This window comes from Collimonas antrihumi (assembly GCF_018304965.1).
GTDB classification, from domain to species: Bacteria; Pseudomonadota; Gammaproteobacteria; order Burkholderiales; family Burkholderiaceae_D; genus Collimonas; species Collimonas antrihumi.
The window spans coordinates 34,719-51,276 of sequence record NZ_JAGQED010000013.1 but is presented as its reverse complement, the minus strand read 5'-3'; the positions used below and the strand labels follow the sequence as shown (position 1 = coordinate 51,276).

Sequence of the window (16,558 nt, the reverse complement as noted above, 5' to 3'; positions counted from 1 at the left end):
ATTGGAAGTAACGCATTTTGAAGACGACAAGAACCAAACGCTGGAGCGGCAAGATGGACTCCCTGACGACGGCCTATTTGAAGGAAGTCATGGGCAAGATGGAAGTGTACGGCGACCGCGTGCAATTCGGACTGACCAGCCCGGGACCGTGCCCGTATTATCAGCTTACTAATAGCGCCGAAAAGAAAATGGCATTCGACAGCAATAGCCATTTATTGCATCCGAAGGAAGATGAGTTTGTCGGCCCCAACGCCACGCCGGTATTCACCCTCGAACAAATCAAGGCGGCGATTGCTGCCGGCGGTTTCCGGTCGGTTGGCGTCACGCGCGTCAGCTCCGCCGGCGGTCGCGTCGTCAGCCGTAGCGGTGGTACCCGCGGTGGTGCGGTAGCGATGAAAGCCAAGGATTTGATCGATGCCGCCCGCTACGACTATTTCCGTAATAATCGCCAGATGCTACCCGACGGCATAGGTGAGCATACGGCAGAAATCACCGAGCTGATGCTCAAAGGCAGTTCAGCCGAAGATGCATTCGGCGAAGTCGTCAAACGGCATTTCTGATTGCAATTGCTGGGTAGGGTGGGCAAGTTTTTTGCCCACGCGTGACCTCACACCACGTACAGACCTGGTGAGGCACCGGATGGGTCCGCTCTCCGGATATCACGGTAACGCGTGGGCAAAAAACTTGCCCACCCTACGTCTTTCTTGTTTTTACCGTTGTTTATCAGGCCACTTCGTAATACGCCAGGAACATATCCACCGCCGAATCCAGCACCTGCTTTTGCTGCGCTGCCGGTAACGGCGGCTGGCCCAGTGTAACCTGGGGCCAGAACGCAAAGGCTTTCAGCAGGCTTTGCAGCTGATGCGCCGCGATTGCGGGATCGGCCGGTTTCAGCTTGCCGGCTGCCTGGGCCGCGCTGATCCAGGTGCTGACGCCTTCTTCCCGCTCGCCCATTTTGGCGACCATGTCCTGAGTCCGCTCCGGCGAGTGGATGGCGGCAGCAATCGCAACCCGCGCCAGGTCGAGGAAATTGCTGTCGCTAAGCATGTCCATCTTGGTTTGCATCAGCGCACGCAACTGCGCGCGCAGCGGCTTATCATGACGATAGGCCAGGGCGCCTTGTTCCGCAGTGGCCTGCCACAGGCGCGCCAGGATTTCGGCGAACAATTCCTCCTTGCCGGGGAAATGGTTGTACACCGTGCGCTTTGAAACCTCCGCCCGCGCGGCGATCTTGTCCATGCTGGTGGTTTCAAAACCGTGGGCGCGGAATTCCGCAATCGCGGCCTGGATGATGGCCTCGCGTTTGCGGTCGGTAAGACGTTGGACTGTGGTCATGATCTGCTTCAGGATGACGGATAACTGAATTTTACACCAGGCAGTTTACTTCTGAATAAATAGAAACTACACTGTGCAGTGTACTAATTTGACCGTAATGCTGGCAACGGCGGTTGGCAACAGCGGTCGGCGGCGCAACAAGCACAACAGGCAATACAACAAGATCGGGACCTGCAATGAAAGTAATCCTATTTGGCGCCAGCGGCATGGTCGGACAAGGCGTGCTGCGCGAGTGCCAGCTTGATGCCGGCGTTGACACCGTGTTGGCAGTCGGCCGCAGCGCCGCCGCAAACGTGTCCGGCAAATTGCGCGAACTGGTGATCCCGGACCTGACGCAGATTGCGGCATGCGCCGGATCGTTGCAAGGTTACGACGCATGTTTCTTCTGCCTCGGCGTATCGGCGGCCGGCATGTCGGAAGCACGCTACAGCGAACTCACCTACGATCTCACACTGACCGTTGCCAAGGTGCTGGCGGCGCAGAATCCAGGCATGACCTTCATCTATGTCTCAGGCGCCGGCACCGATTCCAGCGAGCACGGCAGCAGCATGTGGGCCAGAGTCAAAGGCCGCACCGAAAACGCCTTGCTGCACCTGCCGATCAAGGCCGCCTTCATGTTCCGTCCCGGCGTCATCCAGCCGCTGCACGGCGCACGCTCCAAGACCCGCTCATACCGCCTGTTCTATCTGCTTGCCGCGCCGTTGCTGCCGCTGGTCCGGCGGCTGTTCCCGAAACACGTCACCACCACTGAACAGATGGGACGTGCCATGATCAAACTGGCGCGGCAGGGTGGTCCCAAGCAAGTGCTTGAAGCGGCGGACATCAACGCCGTCTAGCTTTTTGCGCCGGTAGTAAGCCTAAGCGCTCAAGCCAGGCCATTACGGCCATGCCGCAGAAAAGCCGGCCGCTGCCCCAGTCCTCCCGTTCGAACGGCAAGCCCAGTTCATCGCATGTCCAAAGCACTTTACGGACATTGATTGACGCTGCCTTGCCCAATATTTTCAACATGAAAATCCTCTTTTCCTATCGCTAAACCTGGTTTTTGTGCTAAAGATACGGCCGACTGCAAACGAAATTTTAAAAGCAATTTGTCTCAAACGCGCGTTTGCGGTAGTCTACATCGCCGATTCCAAGCAAATACGGTGCTAGAATTTGCAACTCACCACTTTTTTTGAGGATTTAACGAAATGAACAAAACCGAATTGATCGACGCCATTGCCACCGATTGCGAAATCTCGAAAGCCGCTGCACAGCGCGCTTTGGAATCCGTCGTAGACAACGTGATCAAGGCCGTGACTAAAGGTAATACTGTTCAGTTGATTGGATTTGGTTCGTTCTCTTCCGGCAAACGTGCTGCACGCGTCGGTCGCAATCCACGCACCGGCGAAGCAATCAAGATTGCTGCAGCCAAGACCGTCAAGTTCACAGCTGGTAAAGCATTCAAAGATGCAGTGAACAAAAAGAAGAAATGATGTAATGAAAGCCCCTTGAAGAAATTCAGGGGCTTTTTTTTCGTCGGAAGAATTCCTGACGCCCAATATCACTACCCGCCGTCACGGCCTGCCATGCCCGCCTCCACCCCACCTCGATCACCAGTTCGCAGCCACCTTGCCCAGACCACTAACCGCTCCACACCTGATTTGAGGTCCATGTCAGTTGCGGTTTAAGTATCCGTCGCGTAACATTAAATTCGCTGGCCGTCACCGCTTTGCTGCAAAGCCGCAAGCCGTCATGACTCCCGGTTCAAAGCTGCGTTTTGTCGTTTTTCGGAGCGATAATCGGAGCGATAATTGGATCGATAAGCACGGTTGAAGCGAGCATCTGACAAAAAATCCCTCTCGATAGACCTGCGATCGAGGGAGAAGTGATTAAATAAGTTCGAAACGGCTGCTAACGAAGCGGCCTGTACTTTTTACCGCATGGCGAAACTATGATCCGACAATGCCTTGGTTGCTTGATGCTTGCGGTGTGCGGCCTTGGCAGCGCATTTGCAGCCGGTCCCGACTGCTCGCGTCCCTTTACGCTCGCATTGCACGATCACGGTCTGCTTTATTCCGTCGACACCGATACCGGCATCGACAAGGATTTCGCCGACGAGCTGATCCGCCGCAGCGGCTGCAAAGTCAGCGTCAGCCTGATGTCGCGTGCCCGCATCTGGCAATTGATCGAGTCCGGCGCGCTCGATTTCAGCCTGTCCGGCATCACCAATGCCGAGCGCAACCGGTTCGCGGGCTTTGCCTGGTACTTCACCAACAAATACTATTTGTTGGTGCGCAAGGACTCCGGCATGCGCAAACTGTCCGATTTCGAACATAGCGACAGCTTTCAGCTTGGCGTCATCCGGAGTTTCCGTTACAGTGAATCCGCCAACCACCTGGTCGACAAGCTGACTGCCGCCAGCCGCGTCAACCAGGCCAATGGCCTGGCTCCGCTGTACCAGGCGCTGCTCCTCAGCCGGATTCAGGGCATGATCATAGAGCCCTTCGATTATCCGGCCCTGGAGGAAAAGAAGATCCGCGACATCACCACCGTCATCGAATTCAACGATCCCGCGATACCGCACGGACTCATCATGTCGAACAAGGCGCTGACGGCAGCCGAGCAGGATAAGTGGCGCGCATTGGTGAACGAGATGCGTGCAGACGGCACCGTCCGCCGTATCTTCGAGAAATACTTCAGCCCCGCCTTCGCCGCCCCCATGGTCGATTTCCAGGCGCCACCGTGAACTGGCCACGCCCGATCCTGCTACCCCTGCTTCCCTTGTTTGTCCTGGTCGCTGCGCTTGGCGTTACCTGGGCGGTCTGGGATCACGAACAACAAGCTTCGCAAAAAGAGCTGCTGTCCCAGTTCGACATTTCCCTGCGCGAGACTGTCAGCCGGGTTGAGCTGCGTATGGAGACCTACGAGCAGATGCTGCGCGGTGTGCAGAGTCTGTACACCGTCACCGGCGAGTTGGATCGCGACAGTTTTCGCGACTACGTCGGCTCGCTCAATCTGGATGCCAATTATTCCGGGATCCAGTCTATCGGCGTAGGCAAATGGGTGCCGGCGGCGAATAAAGATAGCCATGTCGTCGCCATGCACCGGATCGGCTTCACCGATTACTCGGTGCGACCGGATGGACAGCGCGAAAACTACGTTCCCATCATTCAACGTGAACCTTACGTCGGCCGCAATCGTGGCCCTCTTGGTTTCGACGCCTGGTCCGATCCCGTGCGGCGGAATGCCATGGAGAAGGCGCGCGACTCAGGCAGTCCTGCGATTTCCGGGAAGGTCCGGCTGGTCGTCGATATCGAGGCAGATGCGCGGCCCGGCTTCATCATGTACCTGCCAATTTATACCCGGGGCCAGCCGCATGACAGTGTCGCCGAACGTCGCGCCCACCTGGCCGGCTGGATCTACGCATCTTTCCATATGAGCGACGTGATGGCCAGCCTTTACGGCGAGCTGCCGCCCGGCCTGGCCTTTGCCATTTACGACGGCGTCGCACCATCCGTCACAACGCTTACCTACCTCTCGCCCTCTGAACCCGGGCGGAGCCTGCCGGCTGTCATTTCGGCTAATGAGTATCTGGTCATCGCCGGGCACAACTGGACGCTTTCCATGAGCGCCACGGACGACTTCAGAGGACGCTTCAGGCGTAACGCCCAGTTGCCTATTGCGCTCACCGGCATCGGCCTCAGCCTGCTGTTGGCGCTGCTCTCCTGGTTATTGGTGACCGGCCGCAGCCGCGCCATGCAACTGGCCGCCACCATGACCACTGAGTTACGCGAGAGCGAGGAGAAATTCCGCGCAATCGCGGACTGCATGGTCAACTGGGAAGTCTGGTGGGGGCTGGATGGCATGCCGCGCTGGATCAATCCGTCCGTCAAGGAATACACCGGCTATACGGTGGCAGAGTGCATGGCAATGCCCGACCTGGCCGCCACACTGATTCATCCTGACGATATGCCTCGCGTGGGGCCCGAATTCCAGAAAGCGCTACAGGGGCTGCGTGGCGACGATCTGGAATTTCGCAGCGTGCGCAAGGATGGTTCGGTGTTCTGGCTATCCATTTCCTGGGCCCCGATTTGCGATGCCAAGGGCGCTTTCACCGGCTTTCGCACCAGTGGCCGCGACATCACCGAGCGCAAACAGGCCGAGGCTGAACTGCGTATCGCGGCGGTCGCTTTCGATTCGCGCGAAGGCATGATGGTCACCGATGCAGAGTGCAGGATCCTGCGCATCAACAGTGCTTTCACCGACAGCACCGGTTACACGGCGGCGGAGGTTGTCGGCCAGACCCCGCGCATGCTGCAATCGGGCCGCCACGACCCGGCTTTTTATCGCGAGATGTGGGATGCCATTCACAACAGCGGCGGCTGGCAGGGAGAGATATGGGATCGCCGCAAGAATGGCGAAGTGTATCCGAAATGGCTGACGATCTCGGCCGTGACGGGAGACGACGGGGTTGTCACCCACTATATCGGCACCCATCACGACATCACCGAGCGCAAGATTTCGGAAGAAAGAATCAAGGAACTGGCTTTCTTCGATGCTCTTACCCATTTGCCCAACCGCACCCTGCTGCTGGATCGCCTGACGCAGGCGCTTACGGTGAGCGCCCGTAATGAGACCTGCGGCGCGCTGCTATTCGTCGACCTCGATCATTTCAAGACCCTGAACGATACTCTCGGCCATGACCAGGGTGATCTGCTGTTGCTGCAAGCGGCGCAACGTCTTGCTGCCAGCGTGCGTGAAGTCGATACGGTGGCGCGGGTAGGCGGCGACGAGTTCGTGGTTGTGTTGGGAAGCTTGAGTGAAAGTCCGCAAGAGGCTGCCAGCCAGACCGAAGCCGTAGGTGAAAAAATCCTTGCCGTACTCAGCGGCGGGTATCAGCTCGACGATATCGAATACCGTTGCACCGCAAGTATCGGCGCCACCTTGTTCCGGGGACATCAGACATCGATTGACGAACTCCTGAAACAGGCCGACCTCGCCATGTACAAGGCCAAGGAAACCGGGCGCAACGCGCTGCGCTTTTTCGATCCTGCGATGCAGACTGTGGTGCTGGCGCGCGCCACGCTGGAGGTGGGACTGCGCAAGGCGATCGAGGATAAGCAGTTCTTGCTGCATTACCAGGCCCAGGTAGTCGACGGCGGCCGCGTCACGGGTGTCGAGGCGTTGGTGCGCTGGCAGCATCCGCAGCGCGGCATAGTGTTTCCTGCCGATTTCATTCCCATGGCTGAAGAAACCGGATTGATTCTTCCACTGGGCAACTGGGTGCTGGAAACCGCTTGCAGCCAACTGGCGGCATGGGCAACCCGCCCGGAAATGACCCATCTCACAGTGGCCGTGAATATCAGCGCGCAGCAGTTCCGCGAACCTGATTTTGTCGACAAGGTACTGGCGGTAATCAGCCAGACCGGCGCCAATCCGAGCCGGCTGAAACTGGAGCTGACGGAAAGCCTGTTGGTGGACAACATGCAAGACATCATCCAAAAAATGGTTGCGCTCAAAATCAACGGTGTGTTTTTTTCGCTGGACGATTTCGGCACCGGATATTCCTCGCTGGCTTATTTGAAGCGCTTGCCGCTGGACCAGTTGAAGATCGACCATTCGTTCGTGCGCGACATCCTGTTCGATGCCAACGACGCAGCCATCGCCAGGACCATCCTGGCGTTAGCCAAGAGCCTTGGCCTGGAGGTCATCGCCGAAGGAGTCGAGACTATGGCGCAGCGGGATTTCCTGGCGAGTGCCGGATGCCACGCCTATCAGGGTAATTATTTTTGCCGGCCGCTGCCGATCGAGGGTTTTGAAGAGTTCGCGCGTGAGGCCGGATTGCTGCCGATGGCCGCCAGCATGCGCGCGCAAGAGGGGACGGCATGACCGTAAATTTCATTGACACCCTTCCACCACTCGCGCTATGGTCGGCGACGCATAAATTCTTTTCCTCCCTGCATTCTCCCGCAATAAAAGGATTCCATGAACGATACGCCACTGACTTTTTCCCGCCGTGAGATGCTGCTGAGCGCACTGTCCGCCGCCGCTGTTGTTACGCTACCCCGCATCGCCTTGGCCCAGACTCAGATTCAGACCAAAGAAACACTTCCTGCCGACGTCCGTTTTTCAACCTTGCTGGCCGACTTTGCAGAAGAAATCCTGCGCCTGTCGCCGACCTCGGCTACTTCGCTGGGACTCGATTCCGGCGCCCGCCTCGCGCTCAAATCGCGTCTGCCGGATGCTTCACCTGCCGGCCGGGCTGCGTGGGCTGAACAGGTGAAATCGATGCTGGCCCGCATGGCGACGCTGGACCGCGCCAAGCTTAGCGCGAACGCACAAATCCGTTACGACAGCGTGCGTTATGCGGCGAACGAAGGGGTGGACGGCCTGCGTTTTTCGTATGGTGGCGCGGCCAGCGGTTTCTATGGCGGCACGCAACCATTCCCGGTCACCCAACAGGATGGCGCGGTGCTTTCCGTGCCCGAGTTTCTCGACTCGCAGCACAAAATCGCCAACGCTGCCGATGCCGAAGCCTATCTTGAACGCATGACAGCGATGGCCCGTGTGCTCGACCAGGAAAGCGCGCGCATCGCCGAGCAGGCCGCCAAAGGCATCATGCCGCCCGACTTCATTGCACACGCCGCGCTCAACCAGCTGCGGAATTATCGCAAAACCCCGGCCGCGACGCAGAAGTTGGTCACCTCGATTGCCGGACGCACCAAAAAACTCGGCATCGCCGGTGATTGGGAAACACGCGCGACCAAGCTGGTCAATACGCTGGTATATCCGGCGCTCGACCGCCAGATCGACACCTTCGCCAAGGCTACCGCCAAAGCCACCGATATCGCCGGCGTGCACCGCCTGCCCGATGGCGCGGCGTATTACGAATGGGCGCTGAAGCTGGGCACGACGACCACCCGCAGCGCCGCAGAAATCCACGCGATCGGATTAGAGCAGAACAAGATGCTGCAAGCCCGCATCGACGCCATCCTCAAAGCGCAAGGGATCACCCAGGGCACGGTCGGCGAACGTCTGCTGGCTCTGTCGAAAGATCCCAAACGCTTCTATGCCGACAATGACCGGGGGCGCGAGCAACTGATCGCCTATTGCAATGAGCGGGTTGCCATAGTCCGCGCGCTGATGCCGAAAATTTCGCATCTGGGCCTGAAAGCGCCTTTGGTGATCAAGCGCGTGCCGCCCGATATCGAAGCCGGCGCCGCGCTCGGTTATATGAATTTTGCTGCGCTGGATGGATCGCGGCCGGCGATTTATTACATCAACCTGAAATCGACCACGCTGTGGCCGAAGTCCGAAATCGCCACGCTGACCGCGCACGAAGGTATCCCCGGTCATACCTGGCAGGGCGCGTATCTGGCCGAACACCATGCCGATATGCCATTGATTACTTCAATGATGGGTTTCAACGCTTTCATCGAAGGCTGGGCACTGTATGCCGAGCAGCTGGTCGATGAATTCGGCGTGTATGCGGATGATCCGTTCAGTCAGATCGGCTATCTCCAGGCGCAGCAGTTCCGCGCCTGCCGCCTTGTTGTCGATACCGGCCTGCATGCGATGAAATGGACACGGCAGCAGGCAATCCGTTTTATGGTCGAAAACAGCGGGCGCGGCGTTGCCGCCATGACCAGCGAAGTCGACCGCTACTGCGCGTCGCCGGGACAGGCCTGCGGCTACAAGATGGGGCACAACGAAATCCTGCGCCAGCGCGAACGGGCGAAAGTGGCGTTGGGCGGCCGGTTCGATCTGGCAGGTTTCAATGATGCTTTGGTGAAAAGCGGCGGCGTGCCGTTGGCGGTGCTGCCGACGGTGGTTGACGGTTACATTGCCGGGGTGCGAGCGATATAGGTGCATCGGCGTCAATCACCGTCAAGAGAAGATCTGCGCAGCGATAGGAAAATGAAAAATGAAATATGAAAAAACCGCTAGCCGGTAATCAAGAACGGCGGGATACGCACCGATCATCACGATTGCTGCCGCCCCGGCCGTCATCGGCGGCCATGTCGCCCGAAGATGCCGTTGTCAAAAAACAGGCGCGAGAACAGAAGGACGCGCGGGTTCGCGGCGTCACGTCAATACAGGAAATGCGTGAGGCGATCAAGCGTGCGGGTCGCGACCTGCCTGTCATTTCCGCAGTACCACGCCTGGACATGCTCGATGCTGCTGCATTCCGCATGCGTGCAGCAAAAGGCCTGCCATTCGTCATCACCGGGCTCGTCGGCAAGTGGCCACTGTCCGCTCTTACGCCACAAGCGCTGCGCGACCGCTTTGGCGAACTGCACGTGCGGGCGAGGGTTGGCGACTATATCAATACCGCTTTCGCGCCTGACCGGGCGATGCAGGATATGTCTCTGTTGGCGTACCTTGAGCTCGTCGCAAATGACACGCAGGAGCTGCCGCCATATCTGGGCAATCTCGAATTACGTGAATTGAATACGTTGTGCCACTGGCCCGCCTATTTTAATAAAATGGGGCCGCCGCGCTTTTGGCTTGGCCCGGCAGGAACGGTGACGCCGCTGCATTGCGACTATGACGATAATATTTTTGCGCAGATCTGGGGCACCAAGCGTATTTTCCTGTCGCCGCCTCACCACGACGAATTCCTTTACCCTCGCGAGGCGAACGCCATCTTGTTCGGCTCTCCGTTTAACCCGGAGGCGCCGGATTTCGAGAAATTTCCGCTTGCCCGCCAGGCAGCAATGATCGAATGCATCATGCAACCAGGTGAGCTCCTGTATGTGCCGGCGGGGTGGTATCACCAGGTTCGTTCGCTGACCTTTTCGCTTTCGGCGAACCGATGGGCCAGGGCGTTGCCGTTGGCATTGAACGGGGATGCTTCGCTGAAGGCTGGCTAGGTTGACGGAATCCGGCTGTTTTCGGCCAGAAACGGTCACTCCGAGTAAATCATGCACCACCAGTGGATAAGGAAATTAAGGAAATGGCGAACCCTGGTTCGCCATTTTCATTTAATAACGTTCGAGCCAGTGCGCGTACGGTGCCGGTAGCGTCCACGAAGCACGCTCAACGCCCAGCTCTTTTGCAGCGGCATAGGTCCAATGAGGATTGACCAAATGGCTTCTTCCCACCATGACGACGTCGAGTTGCCGCTCTTTGACTACGCGCTCGGCAATCTCCGGTGTGCCGAAGCCCCATGCCGAAGATACAGGCACATCCGCTTCGCGACGAACGCGTTCAGTAATCGCCCCCAAGAAAGCCGGCCCCCACGGAATCGAGGTTTCAGCAATTGTAAAACCGATGCTGACACTAATCATGTCCATGCCAGCGGCTTTGAAATCGCGCACAAGGCCAATCGACTCGAGCAGTGTTTCCTCGTCACGTCCATCGTATTCAATAACGCCAAAGCGTACAGTTAGCGGCAGATTTTCTGGCCAAACTTCACGCACTGCCTTCAACGTCTCGAGCAGGAAGCGTGCGCGGTTCTCGACGCTACCGCCATAGATGTCATCACGATGATTCGAATGTGCGGAAAAGAAGGTCTGTGCCAGATAGCCATGCGCGAAATGGAGTTCCAGCCATTCAAACCCGACATCACGCGCCCGCTTGGCTGCATCAACAAAATTCTGACGCACGCGAGCGATGTCATCCAATGTCATCGCACGGGGGAGTTTGGGCAAGCCTTTTCCATACGCAACTGCTGAAGGAGCAATCGTCTGCCAACCACGCTCATCGTTCTCAGCGATATGGTCGTCTCCTTCCCAAGGCCGGTTGGCGCTCGCCTTTCTGCCCGCGTGGGCAATTTGAATTCCAGGTACTGACCCCGCTGCCTTGATGGCCTGCACAACAGGAACAAACGCTTGTGCCAAATCATCGTTCCAGATGCCGGTACAACCCGGTGTGATGCGTCCTTCCGGAGAAATGGCAGTTGCTTCAACGACAACAAGTCCGGCACCGCCACGCGCCATATTTGTGTAGTGCGACTGATGCCAGTCATTGATTAGTCCATCGACCGCCATGTATTGGCACATTGGCGGGACAGCAATACGATTGCGCAGGGTAACGCCTTTAAGCTTGAATGGTTGAAACAGGGCAGACATGGATGACCTTTACGAAAGTGGAGTATTTATTCGTTAGTTCGAAGATATACGAACAATAGAATAATTATAATCCAAAGTGTATGATGGTGCTCATGCGCCCATTCAAACATCCTGCCGCTAGTGAGTTTTCCCTCGAACGTGTGCTGTACGCGTTGAGCGATTCCATTCGGCTCGACATCGTTCGACATCTTGCTCGCGTTGAGGCAGCAACCTGCGGTGAGCTGGACGGAGGACGTCCCAAGTCCACTGTCTCTCACCATTTCAAGGTGCTGCGTGAAGCTGGATTGGTGTTCACGGAGAGCAGCGGCACGAATCATATGAATACACTACGACGTGCGGACGTTGAAAGTCGCTTTCCAGGCTTGTTGTCGGCGATATTGGCACAGCAAACTTCTTGAGGGCCTTTGCCATACAAAAGGCGAATGTCTGAAGATGGAAGTAGATGGTTGAATCCACGGTCGAATTCGGGCTTTCGCGAATGACCGAGTCCGGCCAACTCCTGTCATTCGCGTGCCCTTCGAATCTGATTTTGTTTTGGTAAATTTTTTGTGGCGGCAGATACCAGCTATATTGACGTCACGGTTAAGGTTTGACGGGCGCGACGGTCAATTCACATCAGCATGCAGATGCTGTAACTAATATTAAGAGAGGAGACTGGCGTGAACAAAGGGAGTGGTCATTTAGCTTTTCTGGTCGGAGCAGGGATTGCTGTTTTTGGTGCATTAATTCACTGGGTGGCACCATTTTTAGGACCCGATTGGTATGCCTTCCTTCATGCACCAAAGTGGGTTGTTGATTCCGCACGTAACGGAACAATGGCTGCGCCAGTTGGTGCGGTGGTGATTGGGTTTTTGATGTTCACTTGCGCATCGTATGCATTTTCTGGAGCAGGACTGATTCGGCGGCTGCCATTTGTGAAGACAGGATTAGCAGTAATCTCGACAATTTGCTTGCTCAGAAGCCTACTGTTGGTTCCGTATTTGGTAACGGTGCCGAAAATGTTGAGTGCATTCGATATTGTTGGCTCGTTAGTTTGGTTTGTGGCGGGAGTGATGTTCTCAGTCGGTGCCTTTAAAAACTGGCACCTTCTTAGCCGCAATATCGGCTACCGGTCCAGCCCTTGAGCTTGCGCGTTGAATGACCGGTTGCAGGACTTGCGAATGTCGCTTGTGGGTCGTTTACTGCCTGTCGCAACGCGCACCAGCACCTGCAATAGGGTAGACGGCAGGCCGCAACCTGCCCGTCGAATGCTTGTGCATGCACTCCGTAGTCCGTGTGTAGGGTCAGTCAGATTTCGCGATAAAGCCGACGAAATTTGACTCTGCCCCTAATGCCGTTAAGTCAAGGTTACCGGTTATAGCGCTTGGCAGGTCATTCCCGCGAACGCGGGAATCCATTTTATCCACCATACTCTGCAACATGGATCCCCGCGTTCGCAGGGATGACGGAGTGACCGCATTGGTCCATCTAAAGAATACCGTTCGTGGCTTAACTTAACGGCATTGGACTCTGCCCCTAATTAAATCTGACCCTAACTAACTGCGCGGGGTTGTTTTTGACGTTGTCGCTAGGTGAGGCAGACGGCTTCGACATTATTACCGTCCGGGTCGATCAGGAATGCGCCGTAATAAGTCGGACTGTAGTCGGTGCGCAGGCCCGGTTTGCCGTTGTCGCGTCCTCCTGCCTTTAAGCCGGCCGCATGAAAACCGTCGACCTGCTTGTGCCCCGAAGCGCTAAAAGCGACATGGGTGGTTCCGGCCGGCGTATCGGCAGATGCATACAACCAAAGTGCCGGCTGGTCCGGTGGCCCGAAGCCGGCATAATCGTCACCCTGCGACACCAGGACATGCCCCAGGTCTTTCAACGCTGCCTGGTAGAAACGCACGCTGGCATCCAGGTTCTTCACTTTCAATCCGATATGGTCGAACATGATGATCTCCTTGTCATTGCATCCACATAGGTATGGATACGTCAGGTAGCCATCATTTCAGATCGAATCCAATTTTTCTTGGAAAATCTTGCGCTCGCCACGGGCGGCGCGCTGGAAATATTTTGGCGACACGCCTGCGGCACGGTGGAAGGTGCGCACAAAGTTGGACAAATCGTTGAATCCTACGTCGTAAGCAGTGTCCGTGACGGAGCAGCCATCGGCCAGCAAGCGGGCGGCATGGCGTAACCGCGAACGCAGCAGGTACTGGTGTGGCGTGACGTTTAGCGCGCGGCTGAAGAGCCGCAGGAAATGAAAAGGACTCATGCCGGCTTCGATGGCAATCCGTTCGAGGTCGATATCCTCATGCGCATGCGCGGTGATCCACATTGCCGCATTGACCGCGCGGCGACGGTCTTGAGTTGTTGTCGACAATATCGCCGGCTGCTTGCCGGAGGCAAGCGCAACGAAACGTGCTGCCAGCAGCAATCCGATTTCATCCAGCCCGACGTCGCTGCGCCCCTCCGCCGCGGCTTGCCCCAGCTCACCCAGCATGCCGAGAGCGGCCAGCGGCGGCAAGGCGCCGGTGCGCCATGTCGATTCCCGGGCGCCGAGCGATTCGACACATTGCGGCGTAAATTGAAAAGACAAACACTCATCACCGCAAACATGGTGCTCATGCGTGCAGCAGAATTCATCGCCGGCGTATCCGATCATCACCGATCCAGGCACCAGTTCATGCTGCTTGCCACGATAGCGCAAGCCAAAGCTGCCACGTCGCACATAGGAAACCGAATGATTGCGATGCAACTCGGCGATCGGCTTGTCGGCCGGGCTGGCGTCGCAACGATAATCGATCACGGTGATCGATGCGGTTTGCGAAAGAATGATGGTATTCACCTAGCTTAGTTTATACCGATTAAAAATTTGGACAACTTGTCGGGGGCATTGAATTTAATCCTCTCATTGACTTCAAGTTAAGTTGAAGTTTTACACTGCTATCCGGTCATCTAAACCTATTCCACAACGTAACCGGAGCGAACCGATGTCGACTACCCATGTCATTGAAAACAACAAGTTACTCGTCCGAAGACTGTATGAAGATTGCATCAACCGGGGCAACCTGGCGTTATTGACAGAGCTGATCTCCGACGAATTTGTCGGCAGTCCCGGCGCGCAGGGCGCAGCTGAATTTGGCAAAGGCATCGCCGCGGTGCGCAACGGCTTTCCTGATGTGCAATTCGAAGTTGAAGATTTGATCGCCGAGGGTGACCGCGTCGCGGTCAGGTGGACGTTTCGGGGAACCCATGGCGGACCGTTTGCAGGGAGGGCGGCAAGCCATGTCCCGGTGACGCTGCGCATGCGCATGACCATGAGCGATCCTGAAGCCGCATGCGAATGCGCACAAATGGGTCTCGGGATTGCCTGGGTCAGCATGCCGAACGCCCTGCCGTTCCTGCAAAACAAAACCTTGATACGTGTTTTACCGGATTGGTATGTCGATGGCGGCACATTGTCGCTTTACTTCGCGGCCCAAAAACTGTTGCCAGCCAAGACCTGGGTATTTGTCGACTATGTGGTGGAGCATTTCCGGACGCAGGAACTGGCCAGGCATTTTTCGGCGTTCTAAAATATTTTAGCGATCCGCGTTATCCAACAGTTCCGTCAATACATCCGCTGCATTCGCAATCTGCGCCCCGCGCGCCACCATATCCACCAAAAATTCCCGATACTGCCGTTCGAACCCGCTCACCGGACTCATGCAATCCGTCACCAGCACCAGCTTTGCCATATGCTGTGGGCCCAAAATATGCTGCGGGCCGAAATAGTCGGCGATGTGTTCGGTGGTAGCTTTCACGCAATGGCTGCCGGCTTCGCCGGTGATGTAGATAAGGTCGGCCGTTGCCAGGCTGCTTAGAAAGGACTGGTTCGACTGCGTCAGCACATCATCGGGATCGGGGACTTCGGCCTGTACCGCGGAATAGTGCTCGGTCCACGGATTGCTGCCTTTGCTGATCTTGTTGACGCTGCGCAGGGTGTCTTCTTCCCAGCGGTTGTAGGCGCGCCGTACATCGGCGTGGACATTGTGGCCCCATGAGCCGATCTCGCAATGGACCGGCCACACCATCAACTGATAACGCCCCGCCGCTTCCAGTTGATCCAGGTAGTGCAGCACCCGCGGCAGTGCTGCCGGCATGCGTGGCAGATAACTGCCGGTGCGTACATCTGCTGCCGAAATCTGCGTAAACGGCGTGACCTCGCCACCCGTCGCGCTTATCCAGAATCCGGGGTGGGCGATATCGAGCCGGTGATGCGAATCGAGTGTGATGCTGATGTCGCTGATGCCTGCGCCGCCACGATTGATCAGGTCCGCCACGCGCAGCATGTCGCCGTGGGCGCCAGCTACTGGTAGCGCGGGTTTTGACTTGCCGGCATCGGCCGGATCGGCCGGCAGGTAGTCGGCAGGCAGATCACAAAAATCGTTTTGCGGATCGATGATCAACAGGTGTAGATTGCGGCGCATCCGTTTCTCCTTGCTGCCTGCCCGATGGTGGTTTTTTGCTTAAAGCGCTGCCAGCATGGTTTTCAGTGCGTCCTGTGTTGCCGGATCGCTCAAACCCAGATTGCCTTTGGTTTCCAGCAAATGGGCGCGGGAGGCTGCTGGCCAGCCGAAGGCGTCGTCGTCAAGCGCCAGCCAGCTGGTCGGCTTGCGGCGTTCGACATCGCGCAAGATCTGCATGCCGCGCGGCATGGTGTCGAATTCCGCCGGCGTCAGTTTGGGGTGATGGAAGGTGGAGCCGATTACGCGTTCGCGTAGGCTCTCGGTGAGTTCCTGCCGGGTGGCGTCGAAACCCAGCGCCCTGACCCAGCTGGTGGAGAGGACGATTTTGACGTCTGGATAGGGGGCCAGCAGTTCCTCCAGAATCGGCATCCATTCAAAGAATGACCGGTCCGGCGTCGCAATGTAGAGGCCGCGCTTGCGGTTGCGGATGACTTTGTCGTCGTGCAACACGCCGTTGTAGTCCAGATAGAGAATTTTCATAAAGTGTCGAACTAAGTGTCGAATTAAGGGGCGTATTAAGCGTTAATTATCAAGGTTGAATCGAGATATCCGTCTCGAATTGGAGCAAAAGCTTGCAAATCAGGTATTTGCAGGAGTGGTGCCATTAGACCACCAAGTTTACTCCAAGGGAATCGCCAGGCCTGCCGACCGGCAAAACGGCGCACCGCCAGCAGGCTTAAA

Annotated in this window: 16 protein-coding genes and 1 pseudogene; 10 read left to right on the top strand and 7 right to left on the bottom strand. The window is 57.0% G+C overall.

Annotated elements, in window-relative coordinates:
- The first annotated feature begins 53 nt into the window (after nt 1–53).
- The gene (locus KHU29_RS12815; RefSeq protein ID WP_246541949.1) at nt 54–560 is read left to right on the top strand and encodes a hypothetical protein; all 507 of its coding nucleotides are present in this window, start codon (nt 54–56) and stop codon (nt 558–560) included.
- Between the two features lie 163 nt (nt 561–723).
- Here the strand turns inward: KHU29_RS12815 and KHU29_RS12810 are convergent, their stop codons facing one another.
- Entirely contained in the window at nt 724–1,335 is a 612-nt protein-coding gene (locus KHU29_RS12810) for a TetR/AcrR family transcriptional regulator (RefSeq protein WP_211453186.1), read from the bottom strand.
- 176 nt (nt 1,336–1,511) lie between these two features.
- Here KHU29_RS12810 and KHU29_RS12805 point away from each other — a divergent pair, with 176 nt between their 5' ends.
- A complete protein-coding gene (locus KHU29_RS12805; protein ID WP_211453185.1) occupies nt 1,512–2,171 on the top strand; it encodes an NAD-dependent epimerase/dehydratase family protein in 660 nt (219 codons plus the stop codon).
- 67 nt (nt 2,172–2,238) lie between these two features.
- Here the strand turns inward: KHU29_RS12805 and KHU29_RS12800 are convergent.
- A pseudogene (locus tag KHU29_RS12800) lies at nt 2,239–2,343 on the bottom strand (thioredoxin domain-containing protein); the annotation flags it as partial.
- 179 nt (nt 2,344–2,522) lie between these two features.
- On the opposite strand from KHU29_RS12800, the gene KHU29_RS12795 reads away from it, so the two are divergent.
- The 5 genes from KHU29_RS12795 (at nt 2,523) to KHU29_RS12775 (ending at nt 10,187) form a co-directional block, all read left to right on the top strand.
- Entirely contained in the window at nt 2,523–2,807 is a 285-nt protein-coding gene (locus tag KHU29_RS12795) for an HU family DNA-binding protein (protein ID WP_092359892.1), read from the top strand.
- A 458-nt stretch (nt 2,808–3,265) separates the two neighbouring features.
- Nucleotides 3,266–4,060 (top strand): substrate-binding periplasmic protein, encoded by a 795-nt coding sequence (locus tag KHU29_RS12790; protein WP_211453184.1) that lies wholly within the window; start codon nt 3,266–3,268, stop codon nt 4,058–4,060.
- Nucleotides 4,057–7,203 carry a bifunctional diguanylate cyclase/phosphodiesterase gene (locus tag KHU29_RS12785; protein ID WP_211453183.1) on the top strand — a complete coding sequence of 1,049 codons (3,147 nt, stop codon included), beginning with the start codon at nt 4,057–4,059 and terminating at the stop codon, nt 7,201–7,203. Before KHU29_RS12790 ends, KHU29_RS12785 begins: the two co-directional genes overlap by 4 nt.
- Nucleotides 7,204–7,299: 96 nt before the next feature.
- A complete protein-coding gene (locus tag KHU29_RS12780) occupies nt 7,300–9,180 on the top strand; it encodes a DUF885 domain-containing protein (protein ID WP_211453182.1) in 1,881 nt (626 codons plus the stop codon).
- A 65-nt stretch (nt 9,181–9,245) separates the two neighbouring features.
- Complete coding sequence (locus tag KHU29_RS12775) at nt 9,246–10,187, top strand: cupin-like domain-containing protein (protein WP_211453181.1); 942 nt, start codon at nt 9,246–9,248, stop codon at nt 10,185–10,187.
- 111 nt (nt 10,188–10,298) lie between these two features.
- Here KHU29_RS12775 and KHU29_RS12770 read toward each other — a convergent pair whose 3' ends face one another.
- Complete coding sequence (locus KHU29_RS12770) at nt 10,299–11,387, bottom strand: NADH:flavin oxidoreductase/NADH oxidase (protein ID WP_211453180.1); 1,089 nt, start codon at nt 11,385–11,387, stop codon at nt 10,299–10,301.
- A gap of 92 nt (nt 11,388–11,479) precedes the next feature.
- On the opposite strand from KHU29_RS12770, the gene KHU29_RS12765 reads away from it, so the two are divergent.
- Together KHU29_RS12765 and KHU29_RS12760 are read left to right on the top strand one after the other, a co-directional pair.
- Complete coding sequence (locus KHU29_RS12765; RefSeq protein WP_211453179.1) at nt 11,480–11,785, top strand: ArsR/SmtB family transcription factor; 306 nt, start codon at nt 11,480–11,482, stop codon at nt 11,783–11,785.
- Between the two features lie 261 nt (nt 11,786–12,046).
- Complete coding sequence (locus KHU29_RS12760; RefSeq protein WP_211453178.1) at nt 12,047–12,511, top strand: hypothetical protein; 465 nt, start codon at nt 12,047–12,049, stop codon at nt 12,509–12,511.
- Nucleotides 12,512–12,954: 443 nt separating this feature from the next.
- Here the strand turns inward: KHU29_RS12760 and KHU29_RS12755 are convergent, their stop codons facing one another.
- Nucleotides 12,955–13,317, bottom strand: coding sequence for a VOC family protein (locus KHU29_RS12755; protein WP_211453177.1), 363 nt, complete (start codon nt 13,315–13,317; stop codon nt 12,955–12,957).
- 57 nt (nt 13,318–13,374) lie between these two features.
- Nucleotides 13,375–14,214 (bottom strand): AraC family transcriptional regulator, encoded by an 840-nt coding sequence (locus KHU29_RS22455; RefSeq protein WP_211453176.1) that lies wholly within the window; start codon nt 14,212–14,214, stop codon nt 13,375–13,377.
- Nucleotides 14,215–14,359: 145 nt separating this feature from the next.
- Here KHU29_RS22455 and KHU29_RS12745 point away from each other — a divergent pair, with 145 nt between their 5' ends.
- Nucleotides 14,360–14,944 carry an ester cyclase gene (locus KHU29_RS12745; protein ID WP_211453175.1) on the top strand — a complete coding sequence of 195 codons (585 nt, stop codon included), beginning with the start codon at nt 14,360–14,362 and terminating at the stop codon, nt 14,942–14,944.
- A gap of 6 nt (nt 14,945–14,950) precedes the next feature.
- On the opposite strand, the gene KHU29_RS12740 is transcribed toward KHU29_RS12745, so the two are convergent.
- Both KHU29_RS12740 and KHU29_RS12735 read right to left on the bottom strand, forming a co-directional pair.
- Nucleotides 14,951–15,838 (bottom strand): cysteine hydrolase family protein, encoded by an 888-nt coding sequence (locus tag KHU29_RS12740; RefSeq protein ID WP_211453174.1) that lies wholly within the window; start codon nt 15,836–15,838, stop codon nt 14,951–14,953.
- Between the two features lie 39 nt (nt 15,839–15,877).
- Nucleotides 15,878–16,357, bottom strand: coding sequence for an HAD domain-containing protein (locus tag KHU29_RS12735; protein ID WP_211453173.1), 480 nt, complete (start codon nt 16,355–16,357; stop codon nt 15,878–15,880).
- Between the last annotated feature and the right edge of the window lie 201 nt (nt 16,358–16,558).

Coding starts and splice junctions, on each gene's coding strand:
- KHU29_RS12755 (WP_211453177.1), bottom strand. CDS start 13,317: ATGTTCGACCATATCGGATTGAAAGTGAAGAACCTGGATGCCAGCGTG.
- KHU29_RS12740 (WP_211453174.1), bottom strand. CDS start 15,838: ATGCGCCGCAATCTACACCTGTTGATCATCGATCCGCAAAACGATTTT.
- KHU29_RS12790 (WP_211453184.1), top strand. CDS start 3,266: ATGATCCGACAATGCCTTGGTTGCTTGATGCTTGCGGTGTGCGGCCTT.
- KHU29_RS12780 (WP_211453182.1), top strand. CDS start 7,300: ATGAACGATACGCCACTGACTTTTTCCCGCCGTGAGATGCTGCTGAGC.
- KHU29_RS12735 (WP_211453173.1), bottom strand. CDS start 16,357: ATGAAAATTCTCTATCTGGACTACAACGGCGTGTTGCACGACGACAAA.
- KHU29_RS12815 (WP_246541949.1), top strand. CDS start 54: ATGGACTCCCTGACGACGGCCTATTTGAAGGAAGTCATGGGCAAGATG.
- KHU29_RS12795 (WP_092359892.1), top strand. CDS start 2,523: ATGAACAAAACCGAATTGATCGACGCCATTGCCACCGATTGCGAAATC.
- KHU29_RS12770 (WP_211453180.1), bottom strand. CDS start 11,387: ATGTCTGCCCTGTTTCAACCATTCAAGCTTAAAGGCGTTACCCTGCGC.
- KHU29_RS12810 (WP_211453186.1), bottom strand. CDS start 1,335: ATGACCACAGTCCAACGTCTTACCGACCGCAAACGCGAGGCCATCATC.
- KHU29_RS12765 (WP_211453179.1), top strand. CDS start 11,480: ATGCGCCCATTCAAACATCCTGCCGCTAGTGAGTTTTCCCTCGAACGT.
- KHU29_RS12805 (WP_211453185.1), top strand. CDS start 1,512: ATGAAAGTAATCCTATTTGGCGCCAGCGGCATGGTCGGACAAGGCGTG.
- KHU29_RS12775 (WP_211453181.1), top strand. CDS start 9,246: ATGAAAAAACCGCTAGCCGGTAATCAAGAACGGCGGGATACGCACCGA.
- KHU29_RS12745 (WP_211453175.1), top strand. CDS start 14,360: ATGTCGACTACCCATGTCATTGAAAACAACAAGTTACTCGTCCGAAGA.